Here is a 19,443-nt window from a genome sequence, read left to right as displayed (position 1 = left end):
CGTGCCCGAAGGCGACACCATCTTCCGCACCGCCGCCACCCTGCGCAGTGCACTGGTCGGCAAGACCCTGACCCGCTGCGACGTCCGGGTCCCCCGCTACGCCACGGTCGACCTGACCGGCCACCGAGTCGACGAGGTCCTCAGCCGGGGCAAGCACCTGTTCATCCGGGTCGGCCCGGCCAGCATCCACTCGCACCTGAAGATGGACGGCAGTTGGCGCACCTCGCTGCGCGGGGTGCCGGACCACAAGATCCGCATCCTGCTGCAGGCCCGCGACACCGCGAAGACGGTCACCGCAGCCGGGATCGACCTGGGCGTCCTGGAGATCCTGGACCGCGCGCACGACCAGGACGCGGTCGCCCATCTGGGACCCGACCTGCTGGGCGAGGACTGGGACCCGCACAAGGCGGCCGAAAATCTCACCGCCGATCCGAGCCGCGGACTCGCCGAGGCGCTGCTCGATCAGCGGGTGATGGCCGGGGTGGGCAACGTCTACTGCAACGAGCTGTGTTTCGTCTTCGGCCGGCTCCCCACCAGCCCGGTGGCTGCCCTCACCGACCCGCGGCGACTAATCGCCCGCGCCCGGGACATGCTGTGGGCCAACCGCGCCCGCCAGAACCGCACGACCACCGGTGACACCCGCCCGGGCAGCGAACTGTGGGTCTACGGACGCGAAGGCCGACCCTGCCGGCGCTGCGGAACCGCGATCGCGCGCAGCGCGCCGCAGCCCGCCGACCGGGTCAGCTACTGGTGTCCGGCGTGCCAGCGCTGACCTCGGCCGGTGTGAGCGTGGACACCACCTCGTCGACCGCGGCGTCGAGATCCTTGATCGTTGAGCGGTCCAGCCGCAGGGAACGGGTCGCGTCGGCCTGCCACAGCGAGGACTCGATGGCCGCCCGGCCGTTCGGGTAGGCCAGCGCGACCACCACCGCGGTGCCGACGTCGAGTGCCTGGCCGACCTCGTGGCGCAGGCCGGTCCGCAGCTCGTGCTCAGCGAGGGAGCCGAGCATCCCGCCGGCCGCCGCACCTACCGCCACCGACAGCGCCATCGGCGGGGCGAGCAGACCGAAGATCAGCCCGATCCCGGCGCCGAACGCCACCGCGGTCCGGCCGTGCCGGTTGGCCGCCTCGACCACTTCCGGGTGACCGTCGGCGTTCTTGGTGACCAGCACCGCCGCCCGCGCCTCCATGCCGTGGGCGGCCCGGCGCTCGAGTTCACCGAAGTCCTCGCGCGCGACGGCGACGTCGCGGTACGCCGCGATGATGATCAGCTGATGGTTGTCGTCCATGTCGGCCTCCCGGGTTGATGAGCCGATCCTCACCCCGGGCGCCGACCGGTCACTAGGGCCGGAAGGCCTCAGTCCGGGAGTCGCCCGAGAGTCGCGTGCGCAGAAACGGCACCAGCCGCGCGGCCACCTGATCGGTGTCCTCCAGCCAGCACCAGTGACCCAGGCCGGGCAGGATCGCGATCTCGGCGCGCGGGAACACCCGCAGCTGCCGGCGGGCCTGCTCGACCGGGATGTAGGCGTCGGCGTCACCGAAGACGACCAGCGCGTCGTGGTCGTGTTCGCGCAGCCGCGCGGCCAGCTGCTCGCCGTCAGCGGCCCGGGTGGACCGGTAGAGCCGCAGCACCGCGCGGCGGGTCTTGCGCGGCTGCAGATGATCGGCGAGCACCGCCACCCACTGCGGGGGCAGACCGGGGTTCTCCCGGGCCAGCTGCGCGCGCACCAGATCCGGGCGCAGCACTCGCATGGACAGCTCCCCCAGCAGCGGGGTGCGCCAGATCCGCGCCATCCGGTGCCAGCGGTAGCCCAGCAGCACGCCGGTGTTCACGAACGTCACGCTGCCCACCTGCGCGGGGTGGTCGGCCGCCCACGCCGCCGCGAACGGCCCGCCGAAGTCGTGCGCGACCAGGTGCACCCGCTGCACGCCCAGCGCGCGGATCACCCCGTCGAGGAAGCGCGCGTAGCTGGGAACGTTGTAGTCGCCGTCGGGTCGTTCGTCGGTGGCACCGAAGCCGGGCAGATCGGGGGCGACCACGGCGGCGAACTCGGCGACGCGGGTCATCAGCGGCATCCAGTCCGCGCCCGCGTCGGGATTGCCGTGCACGAACACCACCGCCTCGCCGGGCGCCCCGGCCCCGCCGACCAGAACCGAGGTAGCCAGGCCCTCGACGGTGATCCGGCGGGTCTCGATCATGCGCGCGAGCTTACGAACACCCGCCGCTGCCCGGTCAGCGGGTCGCCGAACTCCAGCCGGTGGGCGATCAGGCGCAGCGGCCGGCTGAAGTCACCGGGGTCGACGGCCAGGACGTCGGGGTAGAGCGGGTCGTTGTCGATCGGGACGCCCAGCCCGGCCAGGTGCACCCGCAACTGATGCGTCCGCCCGGTCCGCGGCGTGAGCCGATACCGGCCCTCACCCCGCGGCTCGACCAGGGTCTCGGCGTTGGGCTCCCCCGGTTCGATCCTGGCCTGCAACACGCCGCGGTGTTTGACGATGCGATTCGAAACAATCTGCGGCCCAACCAATCCCGAAGTCACCGACGACCACGCCAGATAGGTCTTGGCGACCTCGCCACGGGCGAAGAGCGTCTGATAGGCCCCGCGCACGTCGCGGCGCACCGTGCACAGCAGCACCCCCGCCGTCAGCCGGTCGAGCCGGTGCGCCGGGCACAGCTCGGGCAGCTGAAGTTCGCGGCGCAAGCGCACCACCGCGGTCTGGGCGACGTGCGAGCCGCGCGGCATGGTGGCCAGGAAGTGCGGCTTGTCCACCACGACGATGTTGTCGTCGCGGTAGAGCACCGGAACCTCGAAGGGCACCTCGATCTCGTCGGGCAGGTCGCGGTGGTGATAGACCAGCGCGCCGGCCGGCAGTTCGGTCGTGCCGTCGAGTGCGACTCCGCGCGCGTCGACCACCTGCCCGGCGAGCACCTTCGCCCGGGCCGCCGCGCCGAAGCGCCGCCCGAACTCGTCGGCCACGTTGCCGCCGTGCACCCGCAGCCGGGCCGGGCCGAGCACGTCGGCGATCGGCCGGCTCACGTCAGGGGCACCGGCTCGAGGATCTCCGCACGCGCCTCGGGAGCGGCGACCCGCAGCGCGTCGGCGGACGCGTCGTCGGGCTGGGTCTGGGAGAGCACCTCGGCCTCCACCCGCGCGATGTAGGTGGACACCTCGCGGTCGACGTCGGCCGCCGACCAGCCCAGGATCGGCGCGACGATCTCGGCGACCTCCCGCGCACAGTCCACCCCGCGGTGCGGGTATTCGATGGAGACCCGCATGCGCCGGGTGAGGATGTCCTCCAGGTGCAGCGCGCCCTCGGCCGCCGCGGCGTAGGCCGCCTCCACCCGCAGGTACACCGGCGCGTGGGTGATCGGCTCGAGCAGGTCGGGCTGGTCGGCGGCGAGGTCGAGCACCTCGTCGATCAGCGAGCCGAACCGGTCCAGCAGGTGGCGCACCCGGTAGGGGTGCAGGTTGTAGCGCTCGCCCGCGCTGTCGGTCTGGTTGATCAGCGCGAAGTAGCCGTCCGCACCCAGCAGCGGCACCTTCTCGGTGATCGACGGCGCCACCCGGGCCGGCACGAACTCGGCGGCGGCGTCCACCGCGTCGGCGGCCATCACCCGGTAGGTGGTGTACTTGCCGCCGGCGATGGCGACCAGTCCCGGTGTGGGCACCGCCACCGCGTGCTCGCGGGACAGCTTGGAGGTCTCCTCACTCTCCCCGGCCAGCAGCGGCCGCAGCCCGGCGTACACCCCGTCGATGTCGTCGTGGGTCAGCGGGGTGGCCAGCACGGTGTTGACGTGCTCGAGGATGAAGTCGATGTCGGCCTTGGTGGCCGCCGGGTGGGCCAGGTCGAGGTTCCAGTCGGTGTCGGTGGTGCCGATGATCCAGTGCGTGCCCCACGGGATGACGAACAGCACCGACTTCTCGGTGCGCAGGATGATGGCGACCTCGCTGACGATCCGGTCGCGCGGGACCACGATGTGCACGCCCTTGGAGGCGCGCACCCGGAAGCGGCCGCGCTGGCGCGACAGCGCCTGGATCTCGTCGGTCCACACCCCGGTGGCGTTGATCACGACGTGCCCGCGCACGTCGGTGTGCTCGCCGTTCTCCGAATCCCGCACCCGCACCCCGGCCACCCGGTCGCCCTCGGTCAGCAGCGACACCACCTGGGTGGAGTTGCGCACCACCGCCCCGTACTGCGCGGCGGTGCGCGCGACGGTCATGGTGTGGCGGGCGTCGTCGACGACGGTGTCGTAGTAGCGGATCCCGCCGATCAGCGAGCTGCGCCGCAGGCCCGGTGCCAGCCGCAGCGCACCGGACTTGGTCAGATGGCGCTGGGGCGGAACCGATTTCGCCCCGCCCAGCTGGTCGTAGAGGAAGATCCCCGCCGCGATGTAGGGCCGCTCCCAGACGCGGTGGGTCAGCGGGAAGAGGAACGGCAGCGGCTTGACCAGATGCGGCGCGAGGGTGGTCAGCGAGAGCTCGCGCTCGTGCAGTGCCTCGCGGACCAGGCCGAACTCCAGCTGCTCGAGGTAGCGCAGGCCGCCGTGGAACATCTTGGAGCTGCGACTCGAGGTGCCCGACGCGAAGTCGCGGGCCTCCACCAGTGCCACCCGAAGCCCGCGGGTGGCGGCGTCCAGCGCCGCGCCCGCCCCGACCACGCCGCCGCCGATCACCACGACGTCGAACTTCTCGCGGCCCAGCTCCTGCCACGCCTCGGCGCGGCGGGCCGGGCCCAGGACGGGATCGCTCACCGGGAACTCCTCACAGGGCAGAGGCTAGTCGAGATCGTCGTGCGCCATCAGGCGTCGGGCCGCCTCGACGATCGAGCCCGACAGCGACGGGTAGACCGACAGGGTCTGGGCCAGGTCGGTGACCGAGATGCGATTCTGCACCGCCAGCGCGATCGGCAGGATCAGCTCGGAGGCGATCGGCGCCACCACCACCCCGCCGATCACCACCCCGGTGGCCGGCCGGCAGAAGATCTTCACGAAACCCCGGCGCAGCAGCGACATCTTGGCCCGGGCGTTGGTGTTCAGCGGCAGCATCAGCACCCGGGCCGGCACGCTGCCGCTGTCGATGGCGGTCTGCGGCACCCCGACCGCACCGATCTCGGGCCGGGTGAACGTCGCCGAGGCCACCGTGCGCAGCCGGATCGGCGCCACCCCCTCCCCGAGCGCGTGGTACATCGCGATGCGCCCCTGCATGGCCGCCACCGACGCCAGCGGCAGCAGTCCGGTGCAGTCCCCGGCGGCGTAGATGCCGGCCGCGGCGGTCCGCGACACCCGGTCGACCGGGATGTAGCCGCCGGGGCCGAGGTCGACCCCGACCCGCTCCAGACCCAGGCCGGCGGTGTTGGGCACCGAGCCGACGGTCATCAGCGCGTGGCTGCCGTCGACCACCCGGCCGTCGGCCAGCGTCACCCGCACCCCCGCTTCGGTGCGGGCCACCGACTCGGCGCGGCCGTTCTTCAGCAGCGTCACGCCGCGCTCGGCGAACACGGCCTCCAGCACGGCCGCGGCGTCGCTGTCCTCGTGCGGCAGGATCTGGTCGCGGCTGGCGACCACCGTCACGGTCACCCCGAGTTCGGTGTAGGCGTTGCAGAACTCCGCCCCGGTCACCCCCGAGCCCACGATCACCAGGTGCTCGGGCAGCGCCTGGAGGTCGTAGAGCTGCCGCCAGTTCAGGATGCGCTCGCCGTCGGGCTCCGCACCGGGCAGCACCCGCGGGCTGGCGCCGGTGGCGATGAGCACCACGTCGGCGTCGAGCACCCGCTCCGCGCCGCCCGGGCAGCTCACCCGCACCCGGTGGTGGGCCATGCCCGGCACGCTGTCGATCAACTCGGCGCGCCCGCCGATCACCTCCACACCCTGGCCGAGCAGCTGGGTGCCGATGTCGGCGGACTGCGAGCGGGCCAGCGTCTTGACCCGGTTGTTGATCTGGGGCAGCGAGATCTTGGCGTCCTCGTGGCCGATGTCGTAGCCCAGGCCCGACGCCCGGCGCAGCTCGGTGCGCACTCCGGTGGAGGCGATGAAGGTCTTCGACGGCACGCAGTCGAACAGCACGCACGCCCCGCCGATCCCGTCGGAGTCGACCACGGTGACCGCGGCGTCCCGGGCGGCCGCCACCAGGGCCGCCTCGTAACCGGCGGGGCCCCCGCCGAGGATCACGATCCGGGTGGTCACGCGCCTATCTAAACAGGAAATGCGTAGTCTTTCCCCGTGCCGCTCTACGCCGCCTACGGATCCAACATGGACCCGGAGCAGATGATGGAGCGGGCCCCGCACTCCCCGATGGCCGGCACCGGCTGGCTCTTCGGCTGGCGGCTGACCTTCGCCGGCGAGGACATCGGCTGGGAGGGGGCGCTGGCCACCGTGGTGGAGGACCCGATCTCCCGGGTGTTCGTGGTGCTCTACGACGTGACCGCGGCCGACGAGCGCAACCTGGACCGCTGGGAGGGCTCCGAACTCGGTCTGCACAAGAAGATCCGCTGCCGCATCGACCGCGAATCCTCCGACACCACAACCGATCCCGCACTGGCCTGGCTGTACGTGCTGGACGCCTGGGAGGGCGGGCTGCCCTCAGCCCGGTATCTGGGGGTGATGGCCGACGCCGCCGAGGTGGCCGGGGCGCCCTCGGAGTACGTCCACGACCTGCGCACCCGGCCGTCGCGCAATATCGGCCCGGGGACCGCGCTCTAGCCTCACTCGAAGAGCGCGGCCTGCTCGACGAGGTTGACCAGCACCCGGATCCCGATCGCCAGCGCGCGCTCGTCGATGTCGAAGTTGGGCTGGTGCAGATCGAGCTGCGGGCCGCGGCCGTCCCACACGCCCAGCCGGGCCATCGCGCCGGGGACCCGCTCCAGATACCAGGAGAAGTCCTCCCCGCCGCCGGACTGCTGGGTGTCGGCGAGCACCTCCGGGCCGACGGCCTCGATCGCATGCGACAAGATCTGGGTGCTGCGTTCCTCATTGATCACCGGCGGCACCCCGCGCCGGTACTGCAGCGAGTGCTCGATCCCCAGCGGGGCCAGCAGGCCCGAAACCGTCTCGCGGACAAGGCTTTCCATCGTCAGCCAGGTCTGGTGGCTGGCGGTGCGCACGGTGCCGGCCAGGGTCCCGAGTTGCGGGATCGCGTTGGGGGCCGCGCCGGCGCTGGCCACCCCCCACACCACCACGGTGCCGTGGCGCGGGTCGATGCGCCGGGACAGCACGCCGGGCAAGCCGGTGATCACCGTGCCCATCCCGTAGACCAGATCGGTGGTCAGGTGCGGCCGGGAGGTGTGCCCGCCCGGTGAGTGCAGCGTGATCTCGACGGAGTCGGCCGCCGAGGTGATCGGGCCGGCGGTCACCGCGACCCGGCCGACCGCCAGGTGCGGGTCGCAGTGCAGCGCGAAGATCCGCGAGACCCCGGACAGCACGCCGGCCGCGACCGCCTCGATCGCGCCGCCGGGCATCAGTTCCTCGGCGGGCTGGAAGATCAGCCGGACCGCGACCGGCAGTTCCGGCGCCGCCGCCAGGGCCCGGGCCGCGCCGAGCAGCATGGCGGTGTGGGCGTCGTGGCCGCACGCGTGCGCCACCCCCGGCACCGCCGAGGAGTAGGGCGCGTCGGTGCGCTCGTCCATCGGCAGCGCGTCGATGTCGGCGCGCAGCGCGATCCGCGGCGCATGCTCAGGCCCGAAGTCACAGGTCAGTCCGGTGCCGCCGGGCAGGATCTTGGGGTTGAGACCGACCTCGACGAGCCGGTCGGCGACGAACTGGGTGGTGGCCGATTCCTGGAAACCCAGTTCGGGGTGGCGGTGGATGTGACGGCGCCACGCGATCACGTCGTCGTAGTTGGCTGCCAGCCACGACTCGGCTGCATCGGCCAGGGGCATCCTGGCAGTCTAGGCTGCCGTGCCGCGGCTCCTGCCGCCGCGATCAGCTCAGTCAGCGGGGCCCGAACTGGCGGTCCCCGGCGTCGCCGAGTCCCGGCACGATGTAGGCATCGGCGTTGAGGCCGACGTCCACGGCGGCGGTGAACAACCTGGCCCCGGGAGCCACCCGTTGCAGCGCGGCCACGCCCTCGGGCGCGCAGACCACGCACACCACGGTGATGTCCGTCGCGCCCCGGGCCTGCAGCAGCTCGATGGTGTGGGTCATCGACCCGCCGGTGGCCAGCATCGGGTCGAGCACCATCACCGGCTGGCTGCCCAGGTCCGCCGGCAGCGACTCCAGATAGGTGGTCGGCCGGTGGGTGCTCTCGTCGCGCACGACGCCGACGAAACCCACCCTGGCCTCAGGGATCAGGGCGTGCGCCTGTTCGACCATGCCCAGTCCGGCCCGCAGCACCGGCACCAGCAGCGGCGGGGTGGCCAGCCGCTGACCGGTCGTGTCGCCCAGCGGGGTGCGCACGCCGATCTGCTCGCGGGGGGCGTCGCGGGTGGCCTCGTAGACCAGCATCAGGGTCAGGTCGCGCAGGGCGGCGCGGAACCCGGCGTTGCCGGTCCGCTCGTCGCGCAGCGTGGTCAGTCGGGCCGCCGCCAACGGGTGGTCGACCACATGCACGTCCATGGGCTCAAACTGTAGGTCGTTAGGCTGTCCCGCATGGCTGCACAGCTGGTACCGATTCGCCTCAGCGTCACCGCGGGTGACCTCTACACCCTGTGGGCTCCCCGCTGGCGCGACGCCGGCGACGACTGGGAGGCCTTCCTGGGCAAGGGCGACGACCTGTATGCGTTCACCTCGGTGGCCGACCTGGCCGGGTTCGTCCAGTCCGGCGCCGAGAACGACCTCAGCGACCACCCGGCCTGGAAGAGGCTGACGGCGGCCAACGCCCACAAGCTGATGCCCGCCGACGACCGGCATGCCGATCTCGTCGCGGTCGAGGACCTGCTGGCCGAGAAGCCCACCGAGGAGTCCGTCGCCGCGCTGGCCACCGCCCTCACCGTCGCCGCGTCCATCGGATCGGTGTGCGAGCTGCCGCCGGTCACCCGGTTCTTCAACGGCAACCCCAGTCTGGGCATGGTGTCGGGCGGGATGGAGCAGTTCTCCGGCCGGGCCGGCAAGAAGCGCTGGAACATTGTCGGCACGGTGATCTCCCGCAGCTGGAATGACGTACTTGCGGCGATCGACGAGGTGATCACCACACCCGAGGTCGACGCGCGCGCCTCGGCCCGGGCCGCCGCGGAGTTGGAGGAGCCCTACGAGGACGACGAGGAGCTGGATGTCGTCGCGGCGGCGGTGGGCGGCTCGGACTCCGATTCCGACGATGACGTGATCGCCGACCGGGCCGAGCGGATGGTGCTCGGCGGTGACGCGAACTTCTGGGAGCACGTCGGTATCGACCCGGTTCGGGTGATGTCCGGGGAGGGCACGCTCTACACGCTGCGGTGCTACTTGGACGAGAAGCCGATCTTCCTCGGTCGCAACGGGCGGGTCAGTGTGTTCGGATCGGAGCGGGCGCTGGCCCGGTACCTGGCCGACGAGCACGACCACGATCTGGCGGATCTGAGCACTTACGACGACATCCGGACGGCGGCGACCGACGGCTCGCTGAAGGTCGACGTCAGCGACGAGAACGTCTACGTCCTCAACGGTCTGGCCGAGGACATCGGCGAGGGGCCCGATGCCCTCGACCGCGACCAGCTGGCGCTGGCGGTGGAATTCGTGCGCGACGTCGGCGACTACTCGGAGGACGACGTGGTGGACACGATGCTGGCGCCCGACACCGCGCTGGGCCGGCTGGTCGGCTACGTGCTGGACCCCGAGTCCGGCCGCCGCCCCGGCCCGCCCTACGCGGCGGCGGTCAAGGAGTGGGAAGCGCTCGAGAGGTTCGTGGAGTCGCGGCTGAGGCGCGAATAGCGCCGAAGCCGGCGACGACATCAGAGCCCGTGTCGCGGCTGAGGCGCGAATAGCGCCGAAGCCGGCGACTTGTCGGTGGGCGCCGAAGCCTCCGATTTGTCGGTGGGCGCCGAAGCCTCCGATTTGTCGGTGGGCGCCGAAGCCCGCGACTTGTCGGTGGGCGCCGCTACTCTCGAATGTATGTTCGATTACCGGCTGAGCACCTACTTCGAGCCCGCCGACACGGCCGAGTCGCGGGCCACGCTGTGGGAGATCGCCGCGGCCACCCGCGAGGAGAACCGCGCGGCCGCCCGGCGGCTGGCGGCGATCGGGAAACTGTTCGAGATGCGCCGCGCCGAATGCGGCGAGAACGCGGACTGGGCCGTCGACACCTGGGCGGTCGTGGGCGCGGAGGTGGCCGCCGTACTGCGCGTCAGCCTCGGCAAAGCCGGCAGCTACATGCACTACGCGCAGGCCATGCAGCGACTGCCCGCCGTCAGCGAGGTGTTCGGCGACGGCGCGATCGACATGCTGGTTTTCCAGACCGTCGTCTACCGCACCGCGCTGATCACCGACGAGGACGTGATGGCCGAGGTGGACCGCCGCATCGCCGAGCGCACCGCACGGTGGCCGTCGATGACCCGCGGGCGGCTGGCCCGCGAGATCGACCGCATCGTCTCCAAGCGCGACCCCGAGGCGGTGCGCCGGGAACGCGAACGCACCCGCGACCGCGACGTCACCATCTGGGAGCCCGCCGACGGAACCGCCGACCTCTCCGGACGGCTCTTCGCCACCGACGCCCACCTTCTCGACAAGAGACTCGACGCGCTGGCCGCCACGGTGTGCGACAACGACCCGCGCACGCTGCCCCAGCGCCGCGCCGACGCCCTCGGCGCCCTGGCCGCCGGAGCCGACCGGCTCAGCTGCCGCTGCGAGGGCACCGGCTGTACCGCCGCCGCGCCGACCGGCCCCACATCGGCGTCGTCGGGAGTCGTCATCCACGTGGTGGCCGAGAAGGCGGCCCTCGACGGCAACTCCGAGCAGCCGGGGTACCTGCTGGGGGCCGACGCCCTGATCCCCGCCGAGGTCCTGCGCGATATCGCGCCGCTGGCCGAGCAGCGCCCCCTGCGCGAGCCGGTCGACGGCGTCGCCGAGAAGGGCTACCGGCCCTCGCCGTCGCTGATCGATTTCGTCCGGGCCCGCGACTTGACCTGCCGGGCGCCCGGATGCGACCAGCCTGCCATCGACTGCGACGTGGACCACACCGTCCCGCACAGTCGCGGCGGCTGCACGCACGCATCAAACCTGAAGTGCCTCTGCCGTTTTCATCATCTCGTCAAAACTTTCTGGGGCTGGCGCGACCGGCAACTGCCGGATGGAACGGTGATCTGGACCCTGCCCGACGGGCAGACCTACGTCACCACACCGGGCAGCGCGCTGCTGTTCCCCACCCTGCTGGCCCCGACGGTGGGCCCGCCGACTCCTCCGGTTAGCCCGCCGAGCGGCGAGCGCTCCCTGAAGATGCCGCGGCGCAAGTTCAGCCGCGCCCGCAACCGGGCCCGCTACGTCGCCGACGAACGGGCCCGCAACCGCCGGGAGATCGAGGCCGCGCGAGCGCCGGAGAAACCCGAGACGCCCGAGCAGCCCGGCGACGATCCGCCGCCCTTCTAGCCCGCCAGGGCGGCGTAGCGCGGCTTGATGATCTCGTCGATGATCGCCAGGCGCTCGTCGAAGTGGATGAACGCGGACTTCATCGCATTGACGGTGAACCACTGCAGGTCGCGCAGGCCGTAGCCGAAGGTCTCGACCAGCCGGAGCATCTCGCGGCTCATGCTGGTGTCGCTCATCAGCCGGTTGTCGGTGTTGACGGTCACCCGGAAGCGCAGCCGCGCAAGCAGGTCGAAGGGGTGCTTCTCCAGACTGGGTACCGCCCCGGTCTGGACGTTGGAACTCGGGCAGAGCTCCAGCGGGATCCGCTTGTCACGGACGATCGACGCCAGCCGGCCCAGGCGCGGGGTGCCGCCGGACTGGTCGATGTCGTCGACGATGCGCACGCCGTGGCCCAGCCGGTCGGCGCCGCAGAAGGCCAGCGCCTCGTGGATGGAGGCCAGCCCGAACGCCTCGCCGGCGTGGATGGTGAAGCGGGCGTTGTTGGCCCGCATGTACTCGAACGCGTCCAGGTGGCGCGACGGCGGATGGCCGGCCTCGGCGCCCGCGATGTCGAACCCGACCACACCCCGGTCGCGGAACCGGATCGCCAGCTCGGCGATCGCCCGCGAGCGGGCGGCGTGGCGCATGGCGGTCACCAGGCAGCGCACCCGGATCTCCCTGCCGTCGGCGGCGGCCGCCCGCTCCCCGTCGGCAAAGCCGGCCAGCACCGCCTCGACCACCTCGTCCAGCGTCAGGCCGGTCGTCAGATGCAGCTCCGGCGCGAAACGGACCTCGGCGTAGACGACGTTGTCGGCGGCCAAGTCGGCCACGCATTCGCTGGCCACCCGGTGCAGCGCCTCGGCGGTCTGCATCACCGCGACGGTGTGGGCGAAGGGCTCCAGGTACCGGACCAGCGAACCGCTGTGGGCCGCGGTGCGGAACCAGGCCGCCAGCTCGGCCGCGTCGGTGCTGGGCAGGCCGTCGTAGCCGACCTGCCCGGCGATGTCGATCACCGTCGCCGGGCGCAGCCCGCCGTCGAGGTGATCGTGCAGCAACGCCTTGGGCGCCTGCTGGATCATCTCCAGGGTCAGCGGTGTGATCATCGCCATCCAATCGTCACTATCTGAGGGCCCCGAGCGGGTTAAAGTCAAAGGTAGGCCAGCCTGTCTTAGAACCTTGGAGGACCTGATGACTTCAGCCGTCCAGGCGCCCCGCAAGCGCCGAACGTTCTACCGCGGCGACCCGGGTATGTGGTCATGGGTGCTGCACCGCATCACCGGAGCCACCCTCTTCTTCTTCCTCTTCGTTCACGTCCTGGACACCGCGCTGGTGCGGGTCAGCCCCGAGGCCTACAACGCGGTGGTCGAGAGCTACAAGACCCCGATCGTCGGCCTGATGGAACTGGGCCTGGTCGCCTGCGTGCTCTACCACGCGCTCAACGGCGTGCGGGTGATCCTGGTCGACTTCTGGTCGCAGGGGCCGCGCTACCAGCGCCAGATGCTGTGGGCGGTCGCGGCCGGGTGGCTGCTGCTGGTGGTTCCCGCCACGGTGGTCATCGGCATGCACATGGCGGAGCGGTTCCTATGACCACCACTCCCCTCTCCCCGGGCGAAGGACGGCTGGGCCCGCCGGCGCCGGTCATGGAGCGCGACTACGACCGCCCGGCCAGCCTGGACAACCCGCGGGCGCCGCGCCGGCGGGCCGGCACGCCCAACTTCGAGAAGTACGCCTGGCTGTTCATGCGCTTCTCCGGGGTGGTGCTGGTCTTCCTGGTCATCGGCCACCTGTTCATCGGGCTGATGATGGAGAACGGCGTCTACCGCATCGACTTCAACTACGTCGCCCAGCGCTGGGCCTCGCCGTTCTGGCAGATCTGGGACCTGTCCATGCTCTGGCTGGCCCAGCTGCACGGCGGCAACGGGTTGCGCACGATCATCGCCGACTACGCCCGCAAGGACAGCACCCGGTTCTGGCTCAACGCGCTGCTGGCGGTCGCGATGATCCTCATCCTGCTGGTTGGCACGTACACCCTGGTCACCTTCGACCCGAACATCTAGGAAACCTCGCCGATGATCCATGAACACCGCTACGACGTCGTCATCGTCGGAGCCGGCGGCGCCGGCATGCGCGCCGCCGTCGAGGCCGGCCCGCGGGTGCGCACCGCGGTGCTGACCAAGCTCTACCCGACCCGCAGCCACACCGGCGCGGCCCAGGGCGGCATGTGCGCCGCGCTGGCCAACGTCGAAGAGGACAACTGGGAGTGGCACACCTTCGACACCGTCAAGGGCGGGGACTACCTCGCCGACCAGGACGCCGTCGAGATCATGTGCCGGGAAGCCATCGACGCGGTGCTGGACCTGGAGAAGATGGGGATGCCGTTCAACCGCACCCCGGAGGGACGCATCGACCAGCGGCGGTTCGGCGGGCACACCCGCGATCACGGCAAAGCCCCGGTGCGCCGCGCGTGCTACGCCGCCGACCGCACCGGCCACATGATCCTGCAGACCCTCTATCAGAACTGCGTCAAGCACGACGTGAAATTCTTCAACGAGTTCTACGCGCTCGACCTGGTCCTCTCCGAGACCGCCCGCGGACCGGTCGCCACCGGCGTGGTCGCCTACGAGCTTGCCACCGGCGACATCCACGTCTTCCGCGCCAAGGCGGTGGTGCTGGCCACCGGCGGCTCGGGCCGGATGTACAAGACCACCTCCAACGCTCACACCCTGACCGGCGACGGTCTGGGCATCGTCTTCCGCAAGGGCCTGCCGCTGGAGGACATGGAGTTCCACCAGTTCCATCCGACCGGGCTGGCCGGGCTCGGCATCCTCATCTCCGAGGCGGTCCGCGGCGAGGGCGGGCGGCTGCTCAACGGCGAGGGCGAGCGATTCATGGAGCGCTACGCGCCGACCATCGTCGACCTCGCCCCGCGCGACATCGTCGCCCGCTCGATGGTGCTGGAGGTCCTCGAGGGCCGCGGCGCCGGGCCGCACAAGGACTACGTCTACATCGACGTGCGCCACCTCGGCGAGGACGTCCTGGAGGCCAAGCTCCCCGACATCACCGAGTTCTCCCGCACCTACCTCGGCGTGGACCCGGTCACCGAACTGGTGCCGGTCTACCCGACGTGCCACTACGTGATGGGCGGCATCCCGACCACGGTGATCGGCGAGGTGCTGCGCGACAACACCAAGGTGGTGCCCGGGCTCTACGCCGCCGGGGAGTGTGCGTGCGTGTCGGTGCACGGCGCCAACCGGCTGGGCACCAACTCGCTACTGGACATCAACGTGTTCGGCCGCCGCGCCGGCCTCGCCGCCGCCTACTACGCGCTCGGCAACCCCTTCGTCGACATGCCGCCCGACCCGGCCAGCATGGTGGTCGACTGGGTGGCCAATATCCTCTCCGAGCACGGCAACGAGCGGGTGGCCGACATCCGCGGCGAACTGCAGCAGTCGATGGACAACAACGCGGCGGTGTTCCGCACCGAGGAAACCCTCAAGCAGGCACTCACCGACATCCACGCGCTCAAGGAGCGCTACGCCCGAATCACCGTGCACGACAAGGGCAAGCGCTACAACAGCGACCTGCTCGAAGCCATCGAACTCGGGTTCCTGCTGGAACTGGCCGAGGTGACGGTGGCCGGCGCACTCAACCGCAAGGAATCCCGCGGCGGCCATGCCCGCGAGGACTACCCCAACCGCGACGACACCAACTACATGCGCCACACGATGGCCTACAAGGAGGGCGCCGACCTCCTGAGCGACGTCCGGCTGGACTACAAGCCGGTCGTGCAGACCCGCTACGAGCCGATGGAGCGCAAGTACTAGACATGACCGCAACAGTCGAGACGCAGGACCCGCCGCTGCCGCCCGTGCCCGAGGGCTCGGTGATGGTGACGCTGAAGATCGCCCGGTTCAACCCCGAGGACCCCGACGCCCACGCCGACTCCGGGGGGTGGCAGAGCTTCCGGGTGCCCTGCCTGCCCAGCGACCGGCTGCTCAATCTGCTGATCTACGTCAAGAGCTACCTGGACGGCACGCTGACCTTCCGCCGCTCCTGCGCGCACGGGGTGTGCGGCTCGGACGCGATGCGCATCAACGGCATCAACCGGCTGGCCTGCAAGGTGCTGATGCGCGACCTGCTGCCGCGCAAGCAGGGAAAGCCGCTGACGGTCACCATCGAACCGATCCGCGGACTGCCGGTGGAGAAGGACCTCGTCGTCGACATGGAACCGTTCTTCGACGCCTACCGCGCGGTCAAGCCGTACCTGATCACCACCGGCAACCCGCCGACCCGGGAGCGCATCCAGAGCCCGACCGACCGGGAGCGCTACGACGACACCACCAAGTGCATCCTGTGCGCGTGCTGCACCACCAGCTGCCCGGTGTTCTGGAACGAGGGCAGCTACTTCGGCCCCGCGGCGATCGTCAACGCCCACCGGTTCATCTTCGACAGCCGTGACGAGGGTGCGGCCGAGCGGCTGGAGATCCTCAACGAGATCGACGGCGTGTGGCGCTGCCGCACCACGTTCAACTGCACCGAAGCCTGCCCGCGCGGCATCCAGGTGACCAAGGCGATCCAGGAGGTCAAGCGCGCGCTGATGTTCGCGCGCTGAGCCGGCCGCCGTACCGTACTCTGCTCACGGTCACCCGGCGGTAGGAGAACCCGTGAGCAAAGGCGAAGCCACTTTCGCGGCAAGCAGTTCAGTCGACAGCAAGGGCCTCAAGGGCGGTGCGCTGGGACTGGTGTCGAGCATCGTGGTCGGCATGGCCTCCACCGCGCCGGCCTACTCGCTGGCCGCCAGCCTGGGTTTGGTGGTCGCCACCGGCGGCGTCATCCTCGCCGGGGTCAAGGCGCCGGCCATCCTGCTGCTGGCGTTCATCCCGATGTACATGATCGCGGTGGCCTACCAGGAACTGAACAAGGCCGAACCGGACTGCGGCACCACCTTCACCTGGTCGACCCGGGCGTTCGGGCCGCTGGTCGGCTGGCTGGGTGGCTGGGGCATCATCGCCGCCGACGTGATCGTGATGGCCAACCTCGCCCAGATCGCCGGAGCGTATTCGTTCACCTTCGTCGGCGGCCTGGGCTGGACCTCGGTGGCCGCCCTGGCCGAGAGCACCTTCGCCTCGACGGTGGCGGGCGTGATCTGGATCGTGCTGATGACCTACATCTGCTACCGCGGCATCGAGGTCTCGGCGCGCGTCCAGTACGGGCTGCTGGCCACCGAACTGGTGGTGCTGGCGGTGTTCGCGGCGGTCGCGTTGTTCAGGGTGTACACCAACACCGCCGAGCCGTACTCGATCAAACCCTCACTGGACTGGTTCTGGCCGGCCGGGCTGGACTTCTCGACCGTGATCGCCCCGACGGTGCTGGCCGCGATCTTCATCTACTGGGGCTGGGACACCGCGGTGGCCTGCAACGAGGAGTCCGACGACCCCGGCCGCACGCCCGGACGCGCCGCGGTGATCTCGACGTTCCTGCTGCTGGCGACCTACGCCCTGGTCGCGGTCGCGGCGATCGCCTTCGCCGGGGTGGGCAAGGAGGGCGTCGGGCTGGGCAACGAGGACAACGCCGACGACGTGTTCGCCGCAATCGGACCGGACCTGTTCGGCGACAGCCTGCTGGGCAAAGTCGCCCTGCTGCTGCTGGCCGCGTCGATCCTGACCTCGGCATCGGCCTCCACCCAGACCACGATCCTGCCGACCGCGCGCACCACGCTGTCGATGGGCGTGTACAAGGCGCTGCCGAGTTCGTTCGCCAAGATCCACCGCACCTATCTGACCCCGAGCGTCTCCACGATCACGATGGGCGTGGTGTCGATTCTGTTCTACGTGTTGTTCACCCTGGTCTCCCCGAACCTGCTCTCCGCACTGATCGGCTCGGTCGGTCTGATGATCGCCTTCTACTACGGCATGACCGGGTTCGCGTGCGTGTGGTTCTACCGCAAGGACCTCACCGCCTCGGCGCGGGACCTGGTGATGCGCGGACTGATCCCGCTCGCCGGCGGGCTGATCCTGACCGCGGTGTTCGTCTACGGGCTGATCCAGTACGCCAAGCCGGACTGGCTGGTCGACGACGCCGGCAACAACGTCACGATCTTCGGCTGGGGTGCGGTGGCGGTGGTTGGGATCGGCGGACTGCTGATCGGTGTGGTGGTGATGATCGTCTGGTGGATCGCCTCGCCGGACTTCTTCCACGGCCTGACCCTGTCGCGGCGGTCCAGCGCGGATCTGGTGCTCGAGCCCGCGGTGAAGGTGCCCACCCTCGGTCTGCCCGACTCCGGCGACATGCCCACGGTGATCTCCCCGGACCTGTCCAATCTGCCGCCGGGCGAGACCGCCATCGACCCGGAGACCGGGGTGGAATTCACCCGAGAACCGGAGGAGTAAAGCTCAGCGGAGCTTGAAAATCGTTCGGTGCCAGCCTTTTTCGACTGATGCAGTGATGTCGCTCATCACGTGTTTGATGCTGAGGTACTCCTCGAAGGAGTAGTCGCTCATCTCCTTGCCGAAGCCGGAGGCGCCGAACCCGCCGTGCGGCATCTCGCTGATGATCGGGATGTGGTCGTTGATCCACACGCAGCCCGCCCTGATCTCCCGCGACGCCCGCTGCGCGCGGTACACGTCGCGCGTCCAGGCTGAGGCGGCCAGGCCGTAGTCGGTGTCGTTGGCCTGCCGCAGCGCGTCGTCGTCGCCGTCGTGGCGGCGCACCGTGAGCACCGGCCCGAAGATCTCGTCGCGATAGGCCTCCGAGTCCTCGCCCACGTCGGCCAGCAGCGTCGGCAGGTAGTAGGCGCCGGGCAACTCCGGCGCGGATCCGCCGATGATCACCCTCGCGCCCTGATCGGGTGCCCGGGCGACGATTCCGGCCACCTTGTCGCGGTGCGCGAAGGAGATCAGCGGACCCAGGTCGGTGTCGGGGTCCTGCGGGTCGCCGACGACGACCTTGCCCATGAGGTCGGCCACCCCGGCGACGAAGTCGTCGTAGAGATTCGTGGCCACGATCGCGCGGGTGGCCGCCGTACAGTCCTGGCCGGAGTTGATCAGCGACCCGGCCACCGCCCCGTGGACGGCCGCGTCGAGGTCGGCGTCGTCGAACACCACGAACGGCGCCTTGCCGCCGAGCTCGAGCTGGGTGCGGTGACCGTGCGCGGCGGCGGCGACCATCACCCGGCGCCCGACCGCGGTCGAGCCGGTGAAGGTGACCACGTCGACGTCGCGGTGGCCGGCCAGCGCCGCACCGACATCGGCGCCGGCGCCGGTGACCACGTTGAGCACACCGTCGGGCAGCCCGGCCTGCTTGGCCAGCCGGGCCAGGGTCAGGGTGGTCAGCGGGGTCAGCTCGGCGGGTTTGATCACCACCGTGCACCCGGCGGCCAGCGCGGGGATCACCTTCCACACCGCCATCTGCAGCGGGTAGTTCCACGGCGTGATGGTGGCGACCACCCCCGCCGCCTCGCGGCGGATCGAGGAGGTGTGGTCGGCGGAGTACTCACCGCTGGCCTTGCCCTCCAGGTGACGGGCCGCACCGGCGAAGAACGCGATGTTGTCGATGCTGCCCGGCACGTCGAACTCGGTCGCCAGACGCACCGGCTTGCCGGTCTGGCTGACCTCCTCGGCGATGACCTCCTCGGCGGAGGCGGCCAGGACCTCGGCCAGCGTGGCCAGGACCGCCGAGCGCTCGCCCGGCGTGGCGCCCGCCCAGCCGGACAGCGCCGCGCGGGCCGAGGCCACCGCGATGTCCACGTCGGCGGGCTGGGCCATCGCGAACTCGGCCACCACCGAGCCGTCGGCGGGGTTGATCACCTGATGGTTGCCGCCGCCGGTGACCACCGGCGCGCCCTCGATCCAGCTGCTCGCAATCACGGGCCAATGCTACGTTTTCGCCCCGCCTTGACCGGCCAAACCCCGGATTTCATCAGCCCGCGTTGCTCTGCACGACGGATTCCGTGCACAATCAGGGGGTGCCCGCCC

General features: G+C 70.8%; 18 protein-coding genes. 9 read left to right on the top strand and 9 right to left on the bottom strand.

The window, feature by feature from the left end; translation table 11 throughout:
- Position 1 precedes the first annotated feature (1 nt).
- Positions 2 to 772, top strand: coding sequence for an endonuclease VIII Nei2 (gene nei2 / locus ACKOB8_RS15135; RefSeq protein ID WP_526378680.1), 771 nt, complete (start codon positions 2 to 4; stop codon positions 770 to 772).
- On the opposite strand, the gene ACKOB8_RS15130 is transcribed toward nei2, so the two are convergent.
- Genes ACKOB8_RS15130 through ACKOB8_RS15110 form a run of 5 tightly spaced genes read right to left on the bottom strand, consistent with a single transcriptional unit; the run spans position 741 to position 6,184 of the window.
- Positions 741 to 1,289: a DUF1269 domain-containing protein gene (locus ACKOB8_RS15130; protein WP_526378678.1), complete on the bottom strand. Its 549-nt coding sequence runs from the start codon at positions 1,287 to 1,289 to the stop codon at positions 741 to 743. The two genes, nei2 and ACKOB8_RS15130, sit on opposite strands and share 32 nt — an antisense overlap.
- 52 nt (positions 1,290 to 1,341) lie before the next feature.
- Entirely contained in the window at positions 1,342 to 2,199 is an 858-nt protein-coding gene (locus ACKOB8_RS15125) for an alpha/beta fold hydrolase (RefSeq protein WP_526378676.1), read from the bottom strand.
- Positions 2,196 to 3,026: a pseudouridine synthase gene (locus tag ACKOB8_RS15120; RefSeq protein WP_526378698.1), complete on the bottom strand. Its 831-nt coding sequence runs from the start codon at positions 3,024 to 3,026 to the stop codon at positions 2,196 to 2,198. Before ACKOB8_RS15120 ends, ACKOB8_RS15125 begins: the two co-directional genes overlap by 4 nt.
- Before the next feature lie 8 nt (positions 3,027 to 3,034).
- On the bottom strand, positions 3,035 to 4,753 hold the full coding sequence (locus tag ACKOB8_RS15115) for a glycerol-3-phosphate dehydrogenase/oxidase (RefSeq protein WP_526378674.1): 1,719 nt from the start codon (positions 4,751 to 4,753) through the stop codon (positions 3,035 to 3,037).
- Between the two features lie 24 nt (positions 4,754 to 4,777).
- Entirely contained in the window at positions 4,778 to 6,184 is a 1,407-nt protein-coding gene (locus ACKOB8_RS15110) for an NAD(P)H-quinone dehydrogenase (RefSeq protein WP_526378672.1), read from the bottom strand.
- A 36-nt stretch (positions 6,185 to 6,220) separates the two neighbouring features.
- Here ACKOB8_RS15110 and ACKOB8_RS15105 point away from each other — a divergent pair, with 36 nt between their 5' ends.
- Positions 6,221 to 6,700, top strand: coding sequence for a gamma-glutamylcyclotransferase family protein (locus ACKOB8_RS15105; RefSeq protein ID WP_526378670.1), 480 nt, complete (start codon positions 6,221 to 6,223; stop codon positions 6,698 to 6,700).
- A gap of 2 nt (positions 6,701 to 6,702) precedes the next feature.
- Here the strand turns inward: ACKOB8_RS15105 and ACKOB8_RS15100 are convergent, their stop codons facing one another.
- Both ACKOB8_RS15100 and upp read right to left on the bottom strand, forming a co-directional pair.
- Positions 6,703 to 7,875 carry an amidohydrolase gene (locus tag ACKOB8_RS15100; RefSeq protein WP_526378668.1) on the bottom strand — a complete coding sequence of 391 codons (1,173 nt, stop codon included), beginning with the start codon at positions 7,873 to 7,875 and terminating at the stop codon, positions 6,703 to 6,705.
- A 52-nt stretch (positions 7,876 to 7,927) separates the two neighbouring features.
- Positions 7,928 to 8,551 carry a uracil phosphoribosyltransferase gene (gene upp, locus ACKOB8_RS15095; protein WP_526378666.1) on the bottom strand — a complete coding sequence of 208 codons (624 nt, stop codon included), beginning with the start codon at positions 8,549 to 8,551 and terminating at the stop codon, positions 7,928 to 7,930.
- A 33-nt stretch (positions 8,552 to 8,584) separates the two neighbouring features.
- Between upp and satS the strand changes: the two genes are divergently transcribed.
- Positions 8,585 to 9,841, top strand: coding sequence for a protein export chaperone SatS (gene satS / locus ACKOB8_RS15090; RefSeq protein WP_526378664.1), 1,257 nt, complete (start codon positions 8,585 to 8,587; stop codon positions 9,839 to 9,841).
- A 180-nt stretch (positions 9,842 to 10,021) separates the two neighbouring features.
- Positions 10,022 to 11,491 carry an HNH endonuclease signature motif containing protein gene (locus ACKOB8_RS15085; protein ID WP_526378662.1) on the top strand — a complete coding sequence of 490 codons (1,470 nt, stop codon included), beginning with the start codon at positions 10,022 to 10,024 and terminating at the stop codon, positions 11,489 to 11,491.
- Here the strand turns inward: ACKOB8_RS15085 and ACKOB8_RS15080 are convergent.
- Positions 11,488 to 12,573: an adenosine deaminase gene (locus ACKOB8_RS15080; RefSeq protein ID WP_526378696.1), complete on the bottom strand. Its 1,086-nt coding sequence runs from the start codon at positions 12,571 to 12,573 to the stop codon at positions 11,488 to 11,490. The genes ACKOB8_RS15085 and ACKOB8_RS15080 overlap by 4 nt on opposite strands.
- 85 nt (positions 12,574 to 12,658) lie before the next feature.
- Between ACKOB8_RS15080 and sdhC the strand changes: the two genes are divergently transcribed.
- Genes sdhC through ACKOB8_RS15055 form a run of 5 tightly spaced genes read left to right on the top strand, consistent with a single transcriptional unit; the run spans position 12,659 to position 17,859 of the window.
- Positions 12,659 to 13,057: a succinate dehydrogenase, cytochrome b556 subunit gene (sdhC, locus tag ACKOB8_RS15075; protein WP_526378660.1), complete on the top strand. Its 399-nt coding sequence runs from the start codon at positions 12,659 to 12,661 to the stop codon at positions 13,055 to 13,057.
- Entirely contained in the window at positions 13,054 to 13,527 is a 474-nt protein-coding gene (locus ACKOB8_RS15070) for a succinate dehydrogenase hydrophobic membrane anchor subunit (RefSeq protein ID WP_526378658.1), read from the top strand. The genes sdhC and ACKOB8_RS15070 overlap by 4 nt, the downstream gene beginning before the upstream one ends.
- Before the next feature lie 12 nt (positions 13,528 to 13,539).
- Positions 13,540 to 15,294: a succinate dehydrogenase flavoprotein subunit gene (gene sdhA, locus ACKOB8_RS15065; RefSeq protein ID WP_526378656.1), complete on the top strand. Its 1,755-nt coding sequence runs from the start codon at positions 13,540 to 13,542 to the stop codon at positions 15,292 to 15,294.
- A 2-nt stretch (positions 15,295 to 15,296) separates the two neighbouring features.
- Positions 15,297 to 16,082, top strand: coding sequence for a succinate dehydrogenase/fumarate reductase iron-sulfur subunit (locus ACKOB8_RS15060; protein ID WP_526378654.1), 786 nt, complete (start codon positions 15,297 to 15,299; stop codon positions 16,080 to 16,082).
- 52 nt (positions 16,083 to 16,134) lie between these two features.
- On the top strand, positions 16,135 to 17,859 hold the full coding sequence (locus tag ACKOB8_RS15055) for an amino acid permease (protein ID WP_526378652.1): 1,725 nt from the start codon (positions 16,135 to 16,137) through the stop codon (positions 17,857 to 17,859).
- A gap of 3 nt (positions 17,860 to 17,862) precedes the next feature.
- Here the strand turns inward: ACKOB8_RS15055 and ACKOB8_RS15050 are convergent, their stop codons facing one another.
- Positions 17,863 to 19,332 (bottom strand): aminobutyraldehyde dehydrogenase, encoded by a 1,470-nt coding sequence (locus ACKOB8_RS15050; RefSeq protein WP_526378694.1) that lies wholly within the window; start codon positions 19,330 to 19,332, stop codon positions 17,863 to 17,865.
- Positions 19,333 to 19,443 lie beyond the last annotated feature (111 nt).

Origin of the sequence: Mycobacterium sp., from assembly GCF_046091765.1 — a bacterium.
GTDB lineage: Bacteria > Actinomycetota > Actinomycetes > Mycobacteriales > Mycobacteriaceae > Mycobacterium.
This window is presented reverse-complemented; position numbering and strand designations above follow the sequence as displayed.